Below are 16,096 nucleotides of genomic sequence, written 5' to 3'. Positions count from 1 at the left end.
TGCGGAATCCTTTGTGGACGGAGGGACGGGTCAGCCCTTGCCGAAGGCGGGGTTGTGCACCTCGCCGAGATTGATGTGCACCGCCTGCTGGTCGGTGTAGAAATCGATCGAGCGGTACCCGCCCTCGTGCCCCAGTCCGGACGCCTTGACCCCGCCGAACGGCGTGCGCAGATCCCGGACGTTGTTCGAGTTGAGCCAGACCATTCCGGCTTCGACGGACTGCGCGAAGTTGTGCGCCCGCTTGAGGTCGTTGGTCCAGACGTAGGCGGCCAGACCGTATTTCGTGTTGTTCGCGAGTTCGAGCGCTTCTTCCTCGGTGTCGAACGGAGTGATCGCGACGACCGGGCCGAAGATCTCCTCCTGGAAGATCCGGGCGTCCGGTTTGACGTCGGCGAACACCGTCGGCGCCACGTAGTTCCCGGTCGGGAAACCCTCCGGTCGGCCACCGCCCGCGACCAGCCTGGCCTCGGTCTTGCCGATCTCGATGTACTTCATGACCTTTTCGTGGTGCTCGGGGTGCACCAGCGCGCCGACCTCGGTCGCGGGGTCCGCCGGGTCACCGACGACGACGCGTTCCGCCTGCGCGGCGTACCGCTCGACGAACTCGTCGTAGATCGCGCGCTCGACCAGGATCCGGCTGCCCGCGGTGCAGCGTTCGCCGTTGAGGGAGAACACGCCGAAGATGGTCGCGTCGATCGCGGTCTCCAGATCGGCGTCCGCGAAGACGATGGCGGGCGATTTGCCGCCCAGTTCCATCGACAGTCCTTTGAGGAACGGCGCGGCGTTGCCGAAGATGAGGCTGCCGGTGCGGCTCTCACCGGTGAACGAGATCAGCGGGACGTCCGGATGCTTCACGAGCGCGTCGCCCGCGTCCTCACCGAAGCCGTTGACGAGGTTGAACACGCCCGGCGGAAGCCCGGCCTCCTCGAAGATCTCCGCCCACAGCGATGCCGAAAGCGGGGTGAACTCGGCGGGTTTGAGCACCACCGTGTTGCCGGTCGCCAGCGCCGGGGCGAGCTTCCACGACTCCAGCATGAACGGTGTGTTCCACGGCGTGATCAGCCCGGCGACACCGATCGGCTTGCGGTTGACGTAGTTGACCTGGCGGCCGGGCACCTTGTAGGCGTCGTCGGCCTGCGCGACGATCAGATCGGCGAAGAACCGGAAGTTCTCCGCGGCCCGGCGTGCCTGGCCCAGCGCCTGCGAGATCGGCAGTCCGGAGTCGAAACTCTCCAGCGCCGCCAGCCGCTTGTCCCGCGACTCGACGAGGTCGGCGACGCGGTTGAGCACCCGCGACCGTTCGCGCGGCAGCAGCTTCGGCCACGGTCCCTCGGTGAACGCCTTCCGCGCGGCGGCGACGGCGCGGTCGATGTCGGCCTTCTTCCCCGCGGCGGCCCGCACGTAGACCTCGTTGGTCACCGGGTCGAGCACGTCGAAGACCGCGCCGTCGGCCGAATCGACGAGTTCACCGCCGATGTAGTGCCGGATCCGCTCCGGGACACCGTCCGGGATCGGCCGGGGAGTCGTGCTGGTCAAAAGTCCTCCTCAGTCAGCGGTTCGCGCGGTCTCGAGCGTCCAAAAAGGCCTGCATGGTGGCCCAGCGGTGATTGCGCGCGGCGAATTCGATGTCGAGCGGGTCGGCCTTCTCGGAGATCAGCCGGAGGATCTCTTCGTGCTCCTCGACCGAGCGGTGCGCGCGGTCGGGGACGAACGCGAAGGTGGAGTCGCGCAGTCCGGACAGCCGTGTCCAGCCCTGGTGCACGAGATCGAGGATCTGCGGGTTGGGGCAGCAGGCGAACAGCAGTGAGTGGAACTGCTGGTTCAGCGCGGTGAATTCGTGCGCGTCGAAGTGGTCCAGCAGGGTGATCATCCGTTCATTCACCCTGCGCGCCTTCGCGATGTCCTCTTCGGTCAGTCCCGGCGCGGACAGCGCGGTGGCGACACCTTCGACCACACCCAGGGTCTGCATGGCGTGGACGTACTCGTTCTGGTCCACCATCGCCACGCGCGCGCCGACGTTGCGTTCGAAGGTCACCAGCCGTTCGGCCTCCAGGCGCCGGATCGCCTCGCGCACCGGGACGACGCTCATGTCGAGCGCACCGGCGATCTCGGCGAGGACGAGCCGGTAGCCGGGTCCGTATTCGTGCCGGGCGATCCGCTCACGCAGCCATTCGTAGGCGAGTTCGGATTTGCTGGCCGTCTTCACTGCTTCTTCTGCCATGCCTCATACCTTTCCCGCCACAACGGGTTCAGCGGGAAGAGCCCCTCGATCGGGCGTCCCTGTCCGACCTGCTCCGCGATCCAGGCGTCTTCGTCCTCCTGGACCAGCGTCGCGGCGACGACCTCATCGGCCAGCTCCGGCGGGATGACGATCACGCCGTCGTCGTCGCCGACGATGATGTCGCCGGGCAGGACGGTCGCCCCGCCGCAGGCGACCGCGACGTCGGTGTCCCACGGCACGTGCTTGCGGCCGAGGACGGCGGGATGCGCGCCTTGGGAGAACACCGGGAGCCCGGTCGCGGCGACGGCGTCGAAATCGCGGACCCCGCCGTCGGTGATCACTCCCGTGGCGCCGAGATACCGTGCCCGCAACGCCAGGATGTCGCCGAGTGTCCCGGAACCCGCGTCGCCCCTGGCCTCGATGACGATCACCTCTCCGGTGCCGACCGAGTCGAACAGGCGTTTCTGCGCGTTGTAGCCGCCGCCGTGGGTTTTGAAGAGGTCTTCGCGATTCGGGACGAAACGCAAGGTCCGTGCCGTGCCGACGATCTTCGAGCCCGGGATGTTGGGACGCACGCCGTCGATCGCGACGTTGTTCAGCCCGCGCTTGCGCAACTGGGCGGACAGACCCGCGACAGGCGCGCGCAGCAGCTTCGCCCGGAGTTCCTGACTGAGCGCGGGGGCTTCCTCTACCTCCTGCTCGGTGACGGGAGCGCCCCACGCCTCGGCGCGCTGCTTCTCGTCGACCTCGGGGAGAGCGCCGATGTCGGAGAAGGAGCGGATTCCCTGCGTGACGGTGGTGTGGAGCCGTCCGCTGCTGGCGGAAGTGCCGGGTACGTCCACCTCGACCACCACGACGTCGCCGGGGGAGACCACGGTGGATCCGGCGGGGGTGCCGGTGAGGATGACGTCGCCGGGTTCGAGCGTGAAGTGCTGGGAGAGGTCGGAAACGAACTGCCGCAAGGGGAACAGCAGCCCGGCCGTGGTGTCCTCCTGCACCAGGTCGCCGTTCACCCAGGTGCGCAAGCGCAGGGAGGCGGGGTCGACGTCGCGCGCGTCGATGAGGCCGGGCCCGAGCGGGGTGTAGCCGTCGCCGCCCTTGGACCGGACGTTGGAGCCCTTGTCCGCGGTGCGCAGGTCGTAGAGGCCGAAGTCGTTCGCGGCGGTGACCGCGGCGACGTGGTCCCACGCCTTGTCCGGCTTCACCCACCGCGCGGGGGTGCCGATGACCAGCGCGATCTCACCCTCGAAGGCCAGCAGTTCGGTACCGGCGGGACGTTCGACCGTGCCCCCGGACGCGCCGATCGAGCTCGACGGTTTGAAAAAGTACGACGGGTTCGCCGGACGCCGCCCGCGCTGCTCCGCCCGTGACGCGTAGCTGAGATGGACGGCGATGATCTTGCCCGGCCGTGTCCCCAGAGGACCGGACCCGCGTCCCGATGGTGCCGGTGGCTCGTAAGTGTCCATGTTTCCCTGAATCGCTCGGCCCTTGCTTCGTATCTAATAACGTATATGATTCCGTGCCACAGTGGCAAGGCGGCCGACGACAAAGGAGTCCACGTGTCGAATCCAGCGCAGGATCAGCGCACCTCCGGCAGGACCGCTCCACCGGCCGCCGATCGGCGCCGGGTCGCGTTCGCGACCGTCGTCGGCACCACGGTCGAGTGGTACGACTTCTTCGTTTACGCGTCCGCCGCCGGGCTCGTCTTCGGGAAGCTGTTCTTCTCCGGCCTCGGGGCGAACAGCACACTGGTGTCCTTCGCGACCGTGGGCGTGAGCTTCCTGTTCCGCCCGCTCGGTGCGTTCCTCGCCGGGCATTTCGGCGACAAGTACGGCCGTCGCGTCGTCCTCGTGCTCACCCTGATCCTGATGGGTGCCGCGACCACGCTGATCGGCGTGCTCCCGACCTTCGACCGGATCGGCGTCCTCGCACCGGTCCTGCTGATCCTCCTGCGTGTCCTGCAGGGTGTCTCGGCGGGTGGTGAATGGGGCGGTGCGGTGCTGATGGCCGTCGAGCACGCTCCGCCGAAGCGCAGGGGGCTCTTCGGTGCCTCGCCGCAGATCGGGGTCCCGCTCGGCCTGCTGCTGGCCTCCGGCGTGCTGGCGCTGACCAGCCTGCTCGTCCCCGGTCAGGCGTTCCTCGACTGGGGCTGGCGGATCCCGTTCCTGCTCAGCGTCGGGCTGATCCTGGTCGGACACTACGTCCGGCGCCGCGTCGAGGAGAGTCCCGTCTTCCGTGAGATCGCCGAACGCCGCGAGCAGACCCGCACCCCGGTCATCCAGCTGTTCCGCAAGCACGCCGTGCTCGTCCTGGTGGCCGCGCTGGTGTTCGCCGGCAACAACGCCGTCGGCTACATGACCACGGGCGGCTACATCCAGAACTACGCGACCAACCCGAAGGGCCCGATCGGACTCGACCGCGGCCCGGTGCTGTGGGCGGTGACCGCGTCGGCGGCGACCTGGCTGGTCTCGACGTGGGCGGCGGGCGCGGTGTCCGACCGGATCGGCAGGCGACGCACCTACGTACTGGGCTGGATCGCGCAACTCGCCGGGGTCGCGGTGCTCTTTCCCTTGGTGGACACCGGAAACGTCGTGCTGCTGGCGCTGGGCTTGATCATTCTCAGTGTCGGGCTCGGGTTCACCTACGGCCAGCAGGCGGCGTTCTACGCGGAGCTGTTCCCCGCGTCGATCCGGTTCTCCGGCGTTTCGATCTCCTACGCGCTCGGCGCGATCCTCGGCGGCGCGTTCGCGCCCACGATCGCCACCGCGCTGGTCGGCGCGACCGGAACGTCGTTGTCCGTGGCCGGGTACCTGGCGGGGATGACGGTCATCGGCCTCATCGCCACCTTGCTCCTGCGCGACCGTTCGGGGATCCCGCTCGGCCCGGACCACGAAGCCGAACAGGCGGTGAGCCCGCTGCGGTTCGGGGGCTGAAGGACGCTTTCCCCGCATGCGATGCGGGGAAAGCGCCCTTCGCCGCATGTGATGAGAGGAAAGGCCCCTTCAGCCCCTGCCGGACCCCTCGCCAAGCACGCCGTCCGTGACGTTCATCCGCCGAGGGCGTCACGGACGGCCTTCGCCGCCGCCTTGAGCCGCTCCGCGAGTTCGGCGGGGGTGTGCGGGCTGGACAGATAGACCACCGCGAGCGCGGCGGGGTTGTGCCCACGCAGGGGGAGCGGCACGGCGACGGCGCTGAGATTCTCGATCACCTCACCATGGCTGTCCGCGTATCCGCGGGCGGCCACTTCACGCACGTCCACCGGCCAGTCTTCCGACGGCAGCTGGGAAAGGATCGCGCGGCCCGGCGCGCCCGCGGTGAACGGATGCCTGGACCCCGGGCGCTGCGCGACGGACGCGACGGCGTGCCGGGGTTCCACGCTGACCAGGGTCACGCACTCTTCGCGGTCGAGTACCGCCACGAAACACGTCATGCCGAGTTCGTTCGCGACCGTGGTCAGTTCGGGCAGCGCGGCGGCCTGCAGGTCGTGCTTGATCCCCGCCGCGAGCGCCGCGAGCCGTGCGCCGAGTTCCATCCGGCCGGCGGGATCGCGGGTCACCAGTCCGTGGTCTTCGAGCGTGCGGATGAGCCGGTACGCGATCGATCGGTGCACGCCCAGCCGTTCGGCGATCTGGTCGACGCTGAGTGCTTCTTGGGCGTCGGCGAGCACTTCGAGTACGCGGATGCCGCGGCTGAGTGTTTGGGACGTGCTCGCGGTCTTGCGGGAGTCCGAAACCATCGTATACGATCCATTTCGATAGTTGAACTGGCTGTTCGATTATAGAACAGGATCCGACGATGATGTCACGCGAAACCAGTTTCTCGCCGGGCTCGAACCTCTATCGGCCACCGGCGCAGTTCTTCCGGGGTTGTCTCGGGCGGTTCGTCACGGGCGTCGCGGTGGTGACCTTCGACGCCATCACCGCCGACGGCTCGGTGAAGCGGCACGGCCTGACGGTGAACTCCTTCACCGCGGTCTCGATGGAGCCGCCGCTCGTGCTCGTGTCGATCCAGCGCACGGTCAAGAGTCACGATCTGCTCGAAGGACGGCCGTTCGCGGTCAACGTCCTCGGCGCCGAACAGCAGGCACTCGCGATGAACTTCGCCGGTCGCCCGACTCCCGAAGGCGCGCCGGTGTGGATCGAAGGCGGGCACGCGCCGCGGCTCGCCGGCGTCCTCAGCTGGTTCGACTGCACGCCGTGGGCCGCCTACGACGGCGGCGACCACACGCTGTTCCTCGGTGAGGTGCGGGAGTTCGACTACCGATCCGGCGACGCGCTCGGCTTCGTCAACGGGCAGTTCTCGACCGTCCACGAATCCGCGCAAGGCCACGAATCCCTGTTCTGACAACGACGTCCCCGCAGAAGGAGCATGACATGGGAGCACGTACCGGACAGCAGTACCTCGACAAGCTCAACGCGATGACGCCGGAGCTGTACGTCGACGGCGAGAAGGTGACCTCGAAGGTCGCAGAGCACCCCGCGTTCCGCAACAACGCGCTCACCTACGCGAAGCTGTTCGACCTCCAGCACGACCCGGCGCACCGCGACGTCCTGACCTACGAGTCGCCGACGACGGGGGAGCGTGTCGGGACATCCTTCCTGGTGCCGCGCACCGAAGAGGATCTCAAGCGCCGTCGTGCCGCTTTTTCCGTGTGGGCCCAGTATTCCCACGGTTTCCTCGGCCGTACCGGCGACTACATGAACTCGTCGCTCACCGCGCTTTCGACCGCGAAGAAGTTCTTCTCGCGGGCCGATCCCGTCTTCGGTGAGCGCATCGAGAAGTATTACGAGAAGGTGCGCGAGAACGATCTCCTCGCGACGCACACGTTGATCCCGCCGCAGGTCAACCGCTCGGTGTCCGGGAGTCAGCAGGGTGGTGGCAACCTTTCGGCGAAAGTGGTGGAGGAGCGGGAGGACGGCATCGTGGTCCGCGGTGCCCGGATGCTCGCCACGATCGCGCCGATCGCCGACGAACTGCTGGTGTTCCCGTCGACCGTCCTGCGTGGCACCCCCGAGGACGCCCCGTACTCCTACGCCTTCGCTGTCCCGAACGACGCGCCCGGGTTGAAGTACTTCTGCCGTGCCGGACTCGACCACGGCCGCTCGCACTTCGACGAGCCGCTCGCGTCACGTTTCGAGGAGATGGACGCGGTCGTGGTCTTCGACGACGTGTTCGTCCCGAACGAGCGGGTCTTCTTGCTGGGTCACCCGGAGCTGTGCAACGCGTGGTACTCCGAGACCGGCGCCGGCGCGCTGATGACCCACCAGGTCGTGACCCGCACGCTGGCCAAGACCGAGTTCTACCTCGGGCTCGCCAGCGAGATCGCCGCGGCGATCGGCATCGGCGGGTTCCAGCACATCCAGCAGGACCTGTCGGAACTGATCTCCTACGTCGAAATCGAGAAGGCCGTGCTGCGCGCGGCGGAAGCCGACGGCGCGGTGAGCGAGGACGGAGTCTTCCTGCCGAAGTGGGAAGTCCTCAACGCCGCCCGGAACTGGTACCCCACCAAGGTTTCGCCGCGACTGACCGAGATCATCCGCAAGTTCTCCGCTTCCGGGCTCATGGCCCTGCCGGGGGAAGCGGACTTCGAGGCGGAAGGCCGTCCCGACATCGACGTCTACCTCCAATCGGCCACCCTGCCGGCCAAGGACCGCGCGCGGCTGTTCAAGCTGGCACTCGACGCGTCGGTCTCGAGCTTCGCCGGGCGGGAATCGCTGTACGAGTACTTCTTCTTCGGCGACCCGGTGCGGATGGCAGGCGCCCAGGTGAACGCGTATCCGAGGGAGGCGCTGCAGGAACGGGTTCGGGAGTTGCTGGCACGCGAAGGGCAGTAGGTACGGATTTCGCCGAGAAATACGTACACGTGCGTGATTCCGTCGGGATCGGCGGGAAGGTGAGCGGATCGCGACAACCGTAAAAGCGTCCGCTGTCCAGTCGGGCGGCGGACGCTTTTCCATGCCCTGGCCTTCCGGTGGTTTTTCGGCCATGATGTGTCCCGCATTTGTCCAAAGTGTCGCCATCACGAATCAACGATCAGGTTGCGACGTTCGAGTTAACCTCCGCAACGACCATTCAAGTCGGCCATATCGGTGCGCAAAAATCCAGGTGCCCTGATCGACGACGGCCGGGACGAGTGGCGGGGGAGACATGATCGAGACCATACGGTGCGCGGGCGCGGATTTCTGCGAAGAGCTCGCAGGTTCCGGGGAAACCTCCTTCACCCGTTTCTACGAAGGTGATCCGCCGTCCCGGGCAATATATTCAACGGAAAATTTGACTTTGCTCGCCGATATGTCGCCGCTCGTGCTCGGGCATCTTCTGTTGCTGCCGTCGAATCACTACTTGTCCTTTGCTCAGGTACTTTCCCTCCATGAGATGGAGGTGAGAGGTTTTCTCGCCGACTTCGTTCCGCTGTACCGGGAGACCTTCGGCGAGCCGCTGATCTTGGAGCACGGATCGAGCGCGGGGCAGGAGAGTCACGCCTGTATCACGCACGCGCATCTGCATTTTCTCCCCGTCGACGGCGACCGCGTGGACGATCTTCTGATCGGGGACAGCCTCGCCTATGAGGATCTGGGTTCCCTCGGTGAACTCGCGCGCCCGCCGTGGCCTTCCTCCGCCTATTTCCTTCGTCTGTACCGAGGCGAGTGCCGCGTCTATCGGCCGACCGGCGAGCAGAAAAGACAGTACCTGCGTTCGGTCGTCGGAGCCGTGCTGGCGATCGAGGATCCGGAATGGGACTACGCGGTGGTGATGCGGAAAGAAGATCTCCGCGAGACCATGCGGAGGGTGGGCTACTGGCCCGGCAAACCAGGTGGGGCCCTCATGACCGCCGGCGCGGAGATGTCCTGTGGCGACTGAAGGATTCTCCGACGAACCTACCCGGCTGGCCCGGACGATCGTCCCGCTGTTCTCTCGTCAGGCAGGCGAGTTCGTTCCGGTCCTGTCGGCGGACGGTGGCCGGGTGCAGCTGACCGCCGGCGCCGACGCACAGGACGATTGCGCGGTCTTCCGGTTGGAAGGAGCACACGACCTGGTGGTGGGCACCGACTACGTCCGCGGCCCGAAGTTCAGGTTGTACGAGATGGGATACCTCGACGAATACGATCTGGGGTACTTCCTCGTCGCGGCGAATCTGAGCGACATCGCGGCGATGGGCGCGAAGCCGATCGGCCTGCTCTCCGTCGTCCGGTACCCCGCCGACATGGACGACGTCGTGTTCGGCTCCGTCATGAAGGGCATCCGTGACGCGTGTGCCGCCTTTGGCTGCCTCAACGTCGGTGGCGACATCGGCGGAGCGGAACGCCTGATCCTGTCTGCGTCGGCGCTCGGGGTGTGCCCGGCGGGTGGAGCGCTCCTGAGGTCCGGAGCGAAACCCGGTGACGTCGTGTGCCTCACCGCTCCGACCGGGCTCGCCGGGGCCGCGATGGCCTATCTGCGGGCGGGGGAGCCGGACCTGGTCATCGACAGTTTGCTTCCGTCGTTGATCGCCAACTGGAAACGGCCGGTGGCGAGGATCGACGAGGGACTCGCGCTCGGAGCCGGTGGAATGGTCACGAGTTGCCAGGACACTTCGGACGGGCTGAAAGCCACGTTACTGAGCATCGCCGAGCTGAGCGGTGTCGGGATCGCCGTCGAGGAACAGTCGCTCCCGGTTCCCAAAGCGGTCGCCGCGGTGGCCGCCCACGTGGGTATGGAGCCGCTGAGCCTGGTCATGGGCGATTCCGTCGATTTCGAACTGGTCTTCACCGTGCCGCCCGGCCGGGTGGACGAGCTCGCCGAATCGCTGAACTTCCACCGGATCGGGATCGTCACCGAGAAGCGCGAGGTGGTTTTGCTCAGCGGGGACGGCACTCGTACGGCCCTGCCCGGTAAGGCTTGGCGGCACCAGGGCGACGGAAGCGCATGAGCCGGACGACGGCGAAGGCTGCGGACAAGGCGGTCCTGCTGTCGGCGACCTTGTTCCTCGCAGGCAAGGCCTACAACGTTCCTTCCAGGGACTTCTGGGACGCTGTCCTGAACGGCCGTCCGTACCTGCTGTTGACCTCTCTCGTCGTGGCCGGGGTTTTCGGTGCCTTCACGCCGTTCGAAAGCTGGCGGCGGCGCTCGTTCGTGGACCGGAACGTCATGATGCGCAGACGGGTGCTGTCCACGTTCGGCAGGCTGCTGGAGATCAGCGCGGAAATCGATCCTCCGTTGGACCGAGGCGATCTGGCGCTCCATGTCTGGCGGAGGAGGCGGACGCTGCGGCATCCGGTACATGGGGTTTTGAAGCGACTTTCCTCCTATCGGATGTCCTCCTATCCGGCTACACGAGCTTTCGCCCCGAAGCGGGGTGTGGGGGCGGTGGGGCTGTGCTGGCGACATGATCGTGAAGTGTGGTTCGACGTCGCGTCGCTGGTGAAGAGCCTCGATGACGAGGCGAAGTACGACGACCACGTGGCTCGGTACGGATCGGAAGCGGTGATGAACCTGACGTGGGGGGAGTTTCAGGCCTTCAACCATCGAGCGGCGCTCTTCGTCACGCCGATCAGGAGCGGGCGCAACAAATTCGTCGGCTGTGTGAGCGTCGACAGCAGCCGCGGCTACGACGTGCTCCACCGGAGGGAACTGTTCGAAGAGATGACCAATCTGGGGATGGCCATCGGTCGTGAGGACTTCGAATGCACCTGACCGGCGAGGAGTTGCGCGCACTCGTGTCGAGTACTCGCCGGACCTACGACGAAAGTGCCGCGATGTACGTCCGGGCCACTGAAACGCTTGACAAGTTTCCCGGTCTCGACCGCGAGCTGGATCGCTTCTTCGCGGCCTTGCCCGGAGATCTGGTGCTGGACCTCGGTTGTGGCGCCGGCCGCGATTCCGAATATCTGACTCTGCGAGGTGCGGCCGTGGTGGCGAGCGACATCAGCGGGGAGATGCTGCGCCACACCCGTGGTCGTTGCGCGGTTTTCGGCGCGGTCCATGGCGATCTTCTGGCGTTACCGTTGGCGGCAGGGGCGTTCCATGGCGTCTGGGCCTGCGCGAGTGTGCTTCATCTGCCGAGCGCCGCACATCCCGATGCCTTCTCCGAGATCCATCGCGTTCTCGCGCCCGGCGGCCTCGCGGCGATCAGTCTCAAAGCAGGGAAGGGCGAGGGATGGGTACGGGACGGCCGGATTCCCTCCGCGCGGTGGTTTTCGTTGCGCAGGCCCGAGGCCGTTGTGAAGGAACTGACTGAGGTCGGCTTCGCGTCGGCCCGGATCTTGCCGAGCGGCCGGGGCACCTGGTTCGTCGTGGAGGCGGTGAAAGCTCAAGCCAGCCACTCATCGGGATTCGTCCCGGGAAGGACATGACGGATGCCGCCCCGGGGATCCTCGACGTCGCCTTCGTAGCGGGGGATCAGATGGATGTGGAGATGGTCGATCGTCCGGCCGGCGGCACGCCCCTCGTTCACCCCGATGGTGTAACCGGCGGGCTGGAACCGTTCCTCGATCCGCGTCTTCGCTTCCTTGATCAGCGCATAGACTTCGGCGTGTTCACTTTTCGTGAGCTCGAAGTAGGACTCCACGTGTCGTTTGGGGACGACTTCGACATGGCCTTTGGCGGCGGGGTAGTTGTCCCAGCGGACGTAGACCTCGCCGCCGTCGATCACCAGCTCGTTGACATCGGGATCGTGAAGCTGGCAGAAGAGACATTTGCCAGCGGCCGGCTCGGCGCCGTTTTCCTTCGCCATCACCGGCTCCATCATTGATACCCCTTGTCATTGATCGATCACTTGAAGTCATACCGTTGGTCAACTTAGCTTCGTCGCAGACAAAGCAGAAGCCTACTCGCACTAACGAATGATCTCTAACCCTCGATTGCGACACGCCGCCGACATCCGGCTCATCACCTGGTCGATGGTGAGCCGAGTCGTGTCGATCCTGATGGCGTCCTCGGCGGGGACCAATGGTGACGCCGCTCGGTTCATATCGGCTTCATCTCGGCGAATCACGTCCTTGAGCACGTTCTCGTAAGTACCTGCCCGCTCCTGCCGTACTCGCCGCATCGCCCGGACTTCGGGCGAAGCGGTCAAGTAGAACTTGACGTGTGCCGCCGGGAAGACGGCCGTCCCGATGTCGCGGCCCTCGATGACGCAGCGCGCTTGGCTTTTGGCCCAAAGCCTGATGAGACCGGTGACCCGCTGGCGGACGTCCGCGATCTTCGCGACGGCGGAAACGGCGACATTGACCGGGGTTTCGCGCAGCTTGTCCGAAGCATAGCGCTCCGATGTCAGCAGGCCGGCCGGGTGGCTCTCCACGAGCAGTTCGTCACAGAGGCCGGTGACTTCTCGTGCGTCGTCCACCGGAATTTCCCGTTGAAGGGCTTCGAAGGCGATGATGCGGTAGGTCCTGCCGCTTTCCAGGTAGCGAAGGTCGAAGGCTTTCGCCAGCGCCAGGCAGGTGGTGGTCTTGCCCGCGGCCGCCGGGCCGTCCACCGCGATGACGGTACCGGCACCGTGTTCAGGCATGTCGTTTTCCTTGACTGGATCGGGCGATCGTCGAGTGGGATCGAATTCGAACAGGGCGCAGACGCTACCACGGAAGAATCGGGTCGTGGCACCATGTTGAGCAGGTCCTGGAGCAGCGGAAACACTCGGATCGGCGCTCTGGCAACGGTTCTGGGCGCCCCGCGGCGGATTCGATCATGCCGGGCCGGCGACGCTCCGCTGAAGACGCTCACTCTTCCAGGTGCATCGGAGAGCCTCTTTCGGTTGATGTGTAACCAAAGCGGCCTCCGGTGGCGGAGATTCCTTGCCATGAGCGCAAATCCGGTTCGATTTCCGCACTTTCGTGGCTCGTTTCCGCGGTAGGTGCGGACCGGTGCCCAGTCTTCGGCGACCGGCTGACCTCGCCCTTTCGGGAATATTGCAAAACGATCGAAGGAATAGGTCTTCGGCCGTTTTTGTCATCGAAGCAAAACATTCGAATGAAATCTGTAACAAGGGCGACAAAAGTGACGGCTACAGGGTTAGCCGCCCTTGGGAGGTATCACCTCGCCCGCCGCGAGTCGGCGGGCGGGGTCCTCGTGGCGTCCTGTGGCGCGGGACACGCCCGGGATCCACGAACTTGATTCATTCCAGAAAATGGGCCAGACTGCGGCCGTGCCCACGAACCCGGACTTCGAACGGATGCTGCGCGGGGCCTCCCTGCGCGTGACGCGTCCCAGGGTGGCCGTACTGACCGCGGTACGCGACCATCCGCACGCCGACACCGACTCGATCATCGGTGCCGTGCGTTCGGAGCTCGGCGAGGTCTCTCACCAGGCCATTTACGACGTGTTGCGGGCACTGACCACCGCGGGTCTCGTCCGGCGCATCCAGCCGGCCGGATCCGTGGCACGCTATGAGTCCCGGGTCGGGGACAACCATCACCACGTCGTGTGTCGATCATGTGGTGTCATCGCCGACGTCGATTGCGCCGTCGGCCACGCACCCTGTTTGAGCGCGTCGGACGACCACGGCTTCGTGATCGAAGAGGCCGAGGTCATCTACTGGGGCCTGTGTCCCGACTGCGCGAAAGAATCCCGTTCCTGAGCCCTGCAAGCTCTGAATCCTCCGGAAGGATCCCTGTGTCTGACAGCCCAGACGCCGTCGTCGGCGAAATGAACGAAGAGGGCGCGGGCGGCTGCCCCGTCTCGGCGGGGCGCCGCAATCACCCCACCGAAGGCGCGGGCAACCGTGACTGGTGGCCGAACCAGCTCAACCTGAAGATCCTCCGGAAGCACTCCGCGGCCTCCGATCCGATGGACGCCGGGTTCGACTACGCCGCCGAGTTCAAGACCGTCGACCTCGACGAACTCGCCAAGGACGTCGACGCCGTCCTCACCACTTCGCAGGACTGGTGGCCTGCGGACTTCGGCCACTACGGCGCCTTCATGATCCGCATGGCATGGCACAGCGCGGGTACCTACCGCATCGAGGACGGCCGCGGTGGCGCGGGCGCGGGCATGCAGCGGTTCGCCCCGCTCAACAGCTGGCCGGACAACGGCAACCTGGACAAGGCCCGTCGGCTGCTGTGGCCGGTCAAGAAGAAGTACGGCCGCAAGATCTCGTGGGCCGACCTGATGATCTTCACCGGCAACCGCGCGCTGGAGACCATGGGCTTCAAGACCTTCGGCTTCGCCGGTGGCCGCGCGGACGTGTGGGAGCCGGACGAGGACGTGTACTGGGGTCCCGAGCGCACGTGGCTCGGGGACGAGCGCTACACCGGCGACCGTGAGCTGGAGAACCCGCTGGCCGCCGTGCAGATGGGTCTCATCTACGTGAACCCGGAAGGCCCGAACGGCAACCCGGACCCGATGGCCGCGGCCCGCGACATCCGCGAGACCTTCGGCCGCATGGCGATGAACGACGAGGAGACCGTCGCGCTGATCGCCGGCGGGCACACCTTCGGGAAGACGCACGGTGCGGCAGACCCGGACAAGTACGTCGGTCCCGAGCCCGAGGGCGCCTCGATCGAGGAGCAGGGGCTCGGCTGGAAGAACACCTTCGGCAGCGGCAAGGGCCGTGACGCGATCACCAGTGGCCTCGAGGTCACCTGGACGCCGACGCCGACCCAGTGGAGCAACTGGTTCTTCCACAACCTCTTCGAGTACGAGTGGGAGCTGACCAAGAGCCCGGCGGGCGCCCACCAGTGGACGCCGAAGGACGGCAAGGCGAAGAACACCGTGCCGGACCCCGAGGACGGCAAGCTCAACCGCGCGCCCGGCATGCTCACCACCGACCTGGCGCTGCGGTTCGACCCGGTCTACGAGCAGATCTCGCGCCGGTTCTACGAGAACCCGGACCAGTTCGCGGACGCCTTCGCCCGTGCCTGGTTCAAGCTGACCCACCGTGACATGGGCCCGATCCAGCGTTACCTCGGCCCGTTGGTCCCGCAGGAGACGCTGATCTGGCAGGACCCGGTGCCCGCCGTCGACCACGAGCTGATCGACGACGCGGACATCGCCTCCCTCAAGGAGAAGCTGCTCGCTTCGGGGCTTTCGGTCTCGCAACTGGTCTCGACCGCGTGGGCGTCGGCCTCGACGTTCCGCGCCAGCGACAAGCGCGGCGGCGCGAACGGTGCCCGCATCCGCCTCGAGCCGCAGCGCGACTGGGAGGTCAACGACCCGCAGACGCTGGCCCAGGTGCTGCGGACCCTGGAGGGTATCCAGGAGTCCTTCAACAGCGCCCAGACCGGCGGCAAGAAGGTTTCGCTCGCCGACCTGATCGTCCTCGGTGGCGTCGCGGCCGTCGAGCAGGCAGCCAAGGACGGCGGACACGACGTCAAGGTGCCGTTCACCCCGGGCCGGACCGACGCGACGCAGGAGCAGACCGACGCCGAGTCGTTCGCCCCGCTGGAGCCGACCGTCGACGGCTTCCGCAACTACCGGGGCAAGGGCCACCGTCTCCCGACGGAGTACCTGCTCCTCGACCGCGCGAACCTGCTGAACCTGAGCGCGCCCGAGCTGACCGTCCTCATCGGCGGCCTGCGTGTCCTCGGCGCCAACGCCCAGCAGTCCCCGCACGGCGTGTTCACCGCGAAGCCGGGGTCGCTGACCAACGACTTCTTCGTGAACCTGCTCGACATGGGTGTTCAGTGGACCGCCACGTCCGCTGACGCGGAGACCTTCGAGGGCCGCGATTCCGCGACCGGCGAGGTCAAGTGGACCGGTACCCGTGCCGACCTCGTGTTCGGTTCGAACTCCGAGCTTCGCGCGGTGGCGGAGGTCTACGCCAGCGACGACGCCAAGGAGAAGTTCGTCCGCGACTTCGTGGCGGCATGGGACAAGGTGATGAACGCCGACCGGTACGACGTGGCATGATCCGAGCCTGAACCTGGCTTGAGACCGGGCCGGCCGCGGTTCGCGGCCGGC

The 16,096-nt window shown here is 66.5% G+C and carries 15 protein-coding genes; 9 read left to right on the top strand and 6 right to left on the bottom strand.

Annotated features, from left to right (window positions below):
• Positions 1-30: 30 nt before the first annotated feature.
• Genes hpaE through ACZ5ZX_RS33435 form a run of 3 tightly spaced genes read right to left on the bottom strand, consistent with a single transcriptional unit; the run spans position 31 to position 3,687 of the window.
• On the bottom strand, positions 31-1,536 hold the full coding sequence (gene hpaE, locus ACZ5ZX_RS33445; RefSeq protein WP_465505983.1) for a 5-carboxymethyl-2-hydroxymuconate semialdehyde dehydrogenase: 1,506 nt from the start codon (positions 1,534-1,536) through the stop codon (positions 31-33).
• A 13-nt stretch (positions 1,537-1,549) separates the two neighbouring features.
• Positions 1,550-2,221 carry a GntR family transcriptional regulator gene (locus tag ACZ5ZX_RS33440; RefSeq protein WP_061982504.1) on the bottom strand — a complete coding sequence of 224 codons (672 nt, stop codon included), beginning with the start codon at positions 2,219-2,221 and terminating at the stop codon, positions 1,550-1,552.
• On the bottom strand, positions 2,203-3,687 hold the full coding sequence (locus tag ACZ5ZX_RS33435) for a fumarylacetoacetate hydrolase family protein (RefSeq protein ID WP_465505982.1): 1,485 nt from the start codon (positions 3,685-3,687) through the stop codon (positions 2,203-2,205). The genes ACZ5ZX_RS33440 and ACZ5ZX_RS33435 overlap by 19 nt, the downstream gene beginning before the upstream one ends.
• 93 nt (positions 3,688-3,780) lie before the next feature.
• On the opposite strand from ACZ5ZX_RS33435, the gene ACZ5ZX_RS33430 reads away from it, so the two are divergent.
• Positions 3,781-5,154, top strand: coding sequence for an MFS transporter (locus ACZ5ZX_RS33430; RefSeq protein WP_465505981.1), 1,374 nt, complete (start codon positions 3,781-3,783; stop codon positions 5,152-5,154).
• Between the two features lie 113 nt (positions 5,155-5,267).
• Here the strand turns inward: ACZ5ZX_RS33430 and ACZ5ZX_RS33425 are convergent, their stop codons facing one another.
• Positions 5,268-5,957 (bottom strand): IclR family transcriptional regulator, encoded by a 690-nt coding sequence (locus tag ACZ5ZX_RS33425; protein ID WP_465505980.1) that lies wholly within the window; start codon positions 5,955-5,957, stop codon positions 5,268-5,270.
• 59 nt (positions 5,958-6,016) lie between these two features.
• On the opposite strand from ACZ5ZX_RS33425, the gene ACZ5ZX_RS33420 reads away from it, so the two are divergent.
• The 6 genes from ACZ5ZX_RS33420 (at position 6,017) to ACZ5ZX_RS33395 (ending at position 11,553) form a co-directional block, all read left to right on the top strand.
• Entirely contained in the window at positions 6,017-6,565 is a 549-nt protein-coding gene (locus ACZ5ZX_RS33420; RefSeq protein ID WP_465505979.1) for a flavin reductase family protein, read from the top strand.
• A gap of 29 nt (positions 6,566-6,594) precedes the next feature.
• Positions 6,595-8,055 carry a 4-hydroxyphenylacetate 3-monooxygenase, oxygenase component gene (hpaB, locus tag ACZ5ZX_RS33415; RefSeq protein ID WP_465505978.1) on the top strand — a complete coding sequence of 487 codons (1,461 nt, stop codon included), beginning with the start codon at positions 6,595-6,597 and terminating at the stop codon, positions 8,053-8,055.
• A gap of 313 nt (positions 8,056-8,368) precedes the next feature.
• Positions 8,369-9,082 carry an HIT domain-containing protein gene (locus tag ACZ5ZX_RS33410; protein WP_465505977.1) on the top strand — a complete coding sequence of 238 codons (714 nt, stop codon included), beginning with the start codon at positions 8,369-8,371 and terminating at the stop codon, positions 9,080-9,082.
• A complete protein-coding gene (gene thiL, locus ACZ5ZX_RS33405; RefSeq protein ID WP_465505976.1) occupies positions 9,072-10,130 on the top strand; it encodes a thiamine-phosphate kinase in 1,059 nt (352 codons plus the stop codon). Before ACZ5ZX_RS33410 ends, thiL begins: the two co-directional genes overlap by 11 nt.
• On the top strand, positions 10,127-10,894 hold the full coding sequence (locus tag ACZ5ZX_RS33400) for a hypothetical protein (RefSeq protein ID WP_465505975.1): 768 nt from the start codon (positions 10,127-10,129) through the stop codon (positions 10,892-10,894). Before thiL ends, ACZ5ZX_RS33400 begins: the two co-directional genes overlap by 4 nt.
• Positions 10,885-11,553, top strand: coding sequence for a class I SAM-dependent methyltransferase (locus ACZ5ZX_RS33395; RefSeq protein ID WP_465505974.1), 669 nt, complete (start codon positions 10,885-10,887; stop codon positions 11,551-11,553). Before ACZ5ZX_RS33400 ends, ACZ5ZX_RS33395 begins: the two co-directional genes overlap by 10 nt.
• Here ACZ5ZX_RS33395 and ACZ5ZX_RS33390 read toward each other — a convergent pair.
• Positions 11,511-11,948, bottom strand: a complete 438-nt coding sequence (locus ACZ5ZX_RS33390) for an HIT family protein (protein WP_465505973.1) — start codon at positions 11,946-11,948, stop codon at positions 11,511-11,513. The genes ACZ5ZX_RS33395 and ACZ5ZX_RS33390 overlap by 43 nt on opposite strands.
• An 87-nt stretch (positions 11,949-12,035) precedes the next feature.
• Entirely contained in the window at positions 12,036-12,677 is a 642-nt protein-coding gene (gene cmk, locus ACZ5ZX_RS33385) for a (d)CMP kinase (protein ID WP_465505972.1), read from the bottom strand.
• Between the two features lie 666 nt (positions 12,678-13,343).
• Between cmk and ACZ5ZX_RS33380 the strand changes: the two genes are divergently transcribed.
• Positions 13,344-13,775 carry a Fur family transcriptional regulator gene (locus ACZ5ZX_RS33380; protein ID WP_465505971.1) on the top strand — a complete coding sequence of 144 codons (432 nt, stop codon included), beginning with the start codon at positions 13,344-13,346 and terminating at the stop codon, positions 13,773-13,775.
• Positions 13,776-13,810: 35 nt separating this feature from the next.
• Complete coding sequence (gene katG, locus ACZ5ZX_RS33375) at positions 13,811-16,045, top strand: catalase/peroxidase HPI (protein ID WP_465505970.1); 2,235 nt, start codon at positions 13,811-13,813, stop codon at positions 16,043-16,045.
• Positions 16,046-16,096 lie beyond the last annotated feature (51 nt).

Source organism: Amycolatopsis sp. NPDC033938 (genome assembly GCF_055575975.1).
The sequence above is the reverse complement of the archived record's forward strand: the minus strand, read 5'-3'. Positions and strand labels throughout refer to the sequence as shown.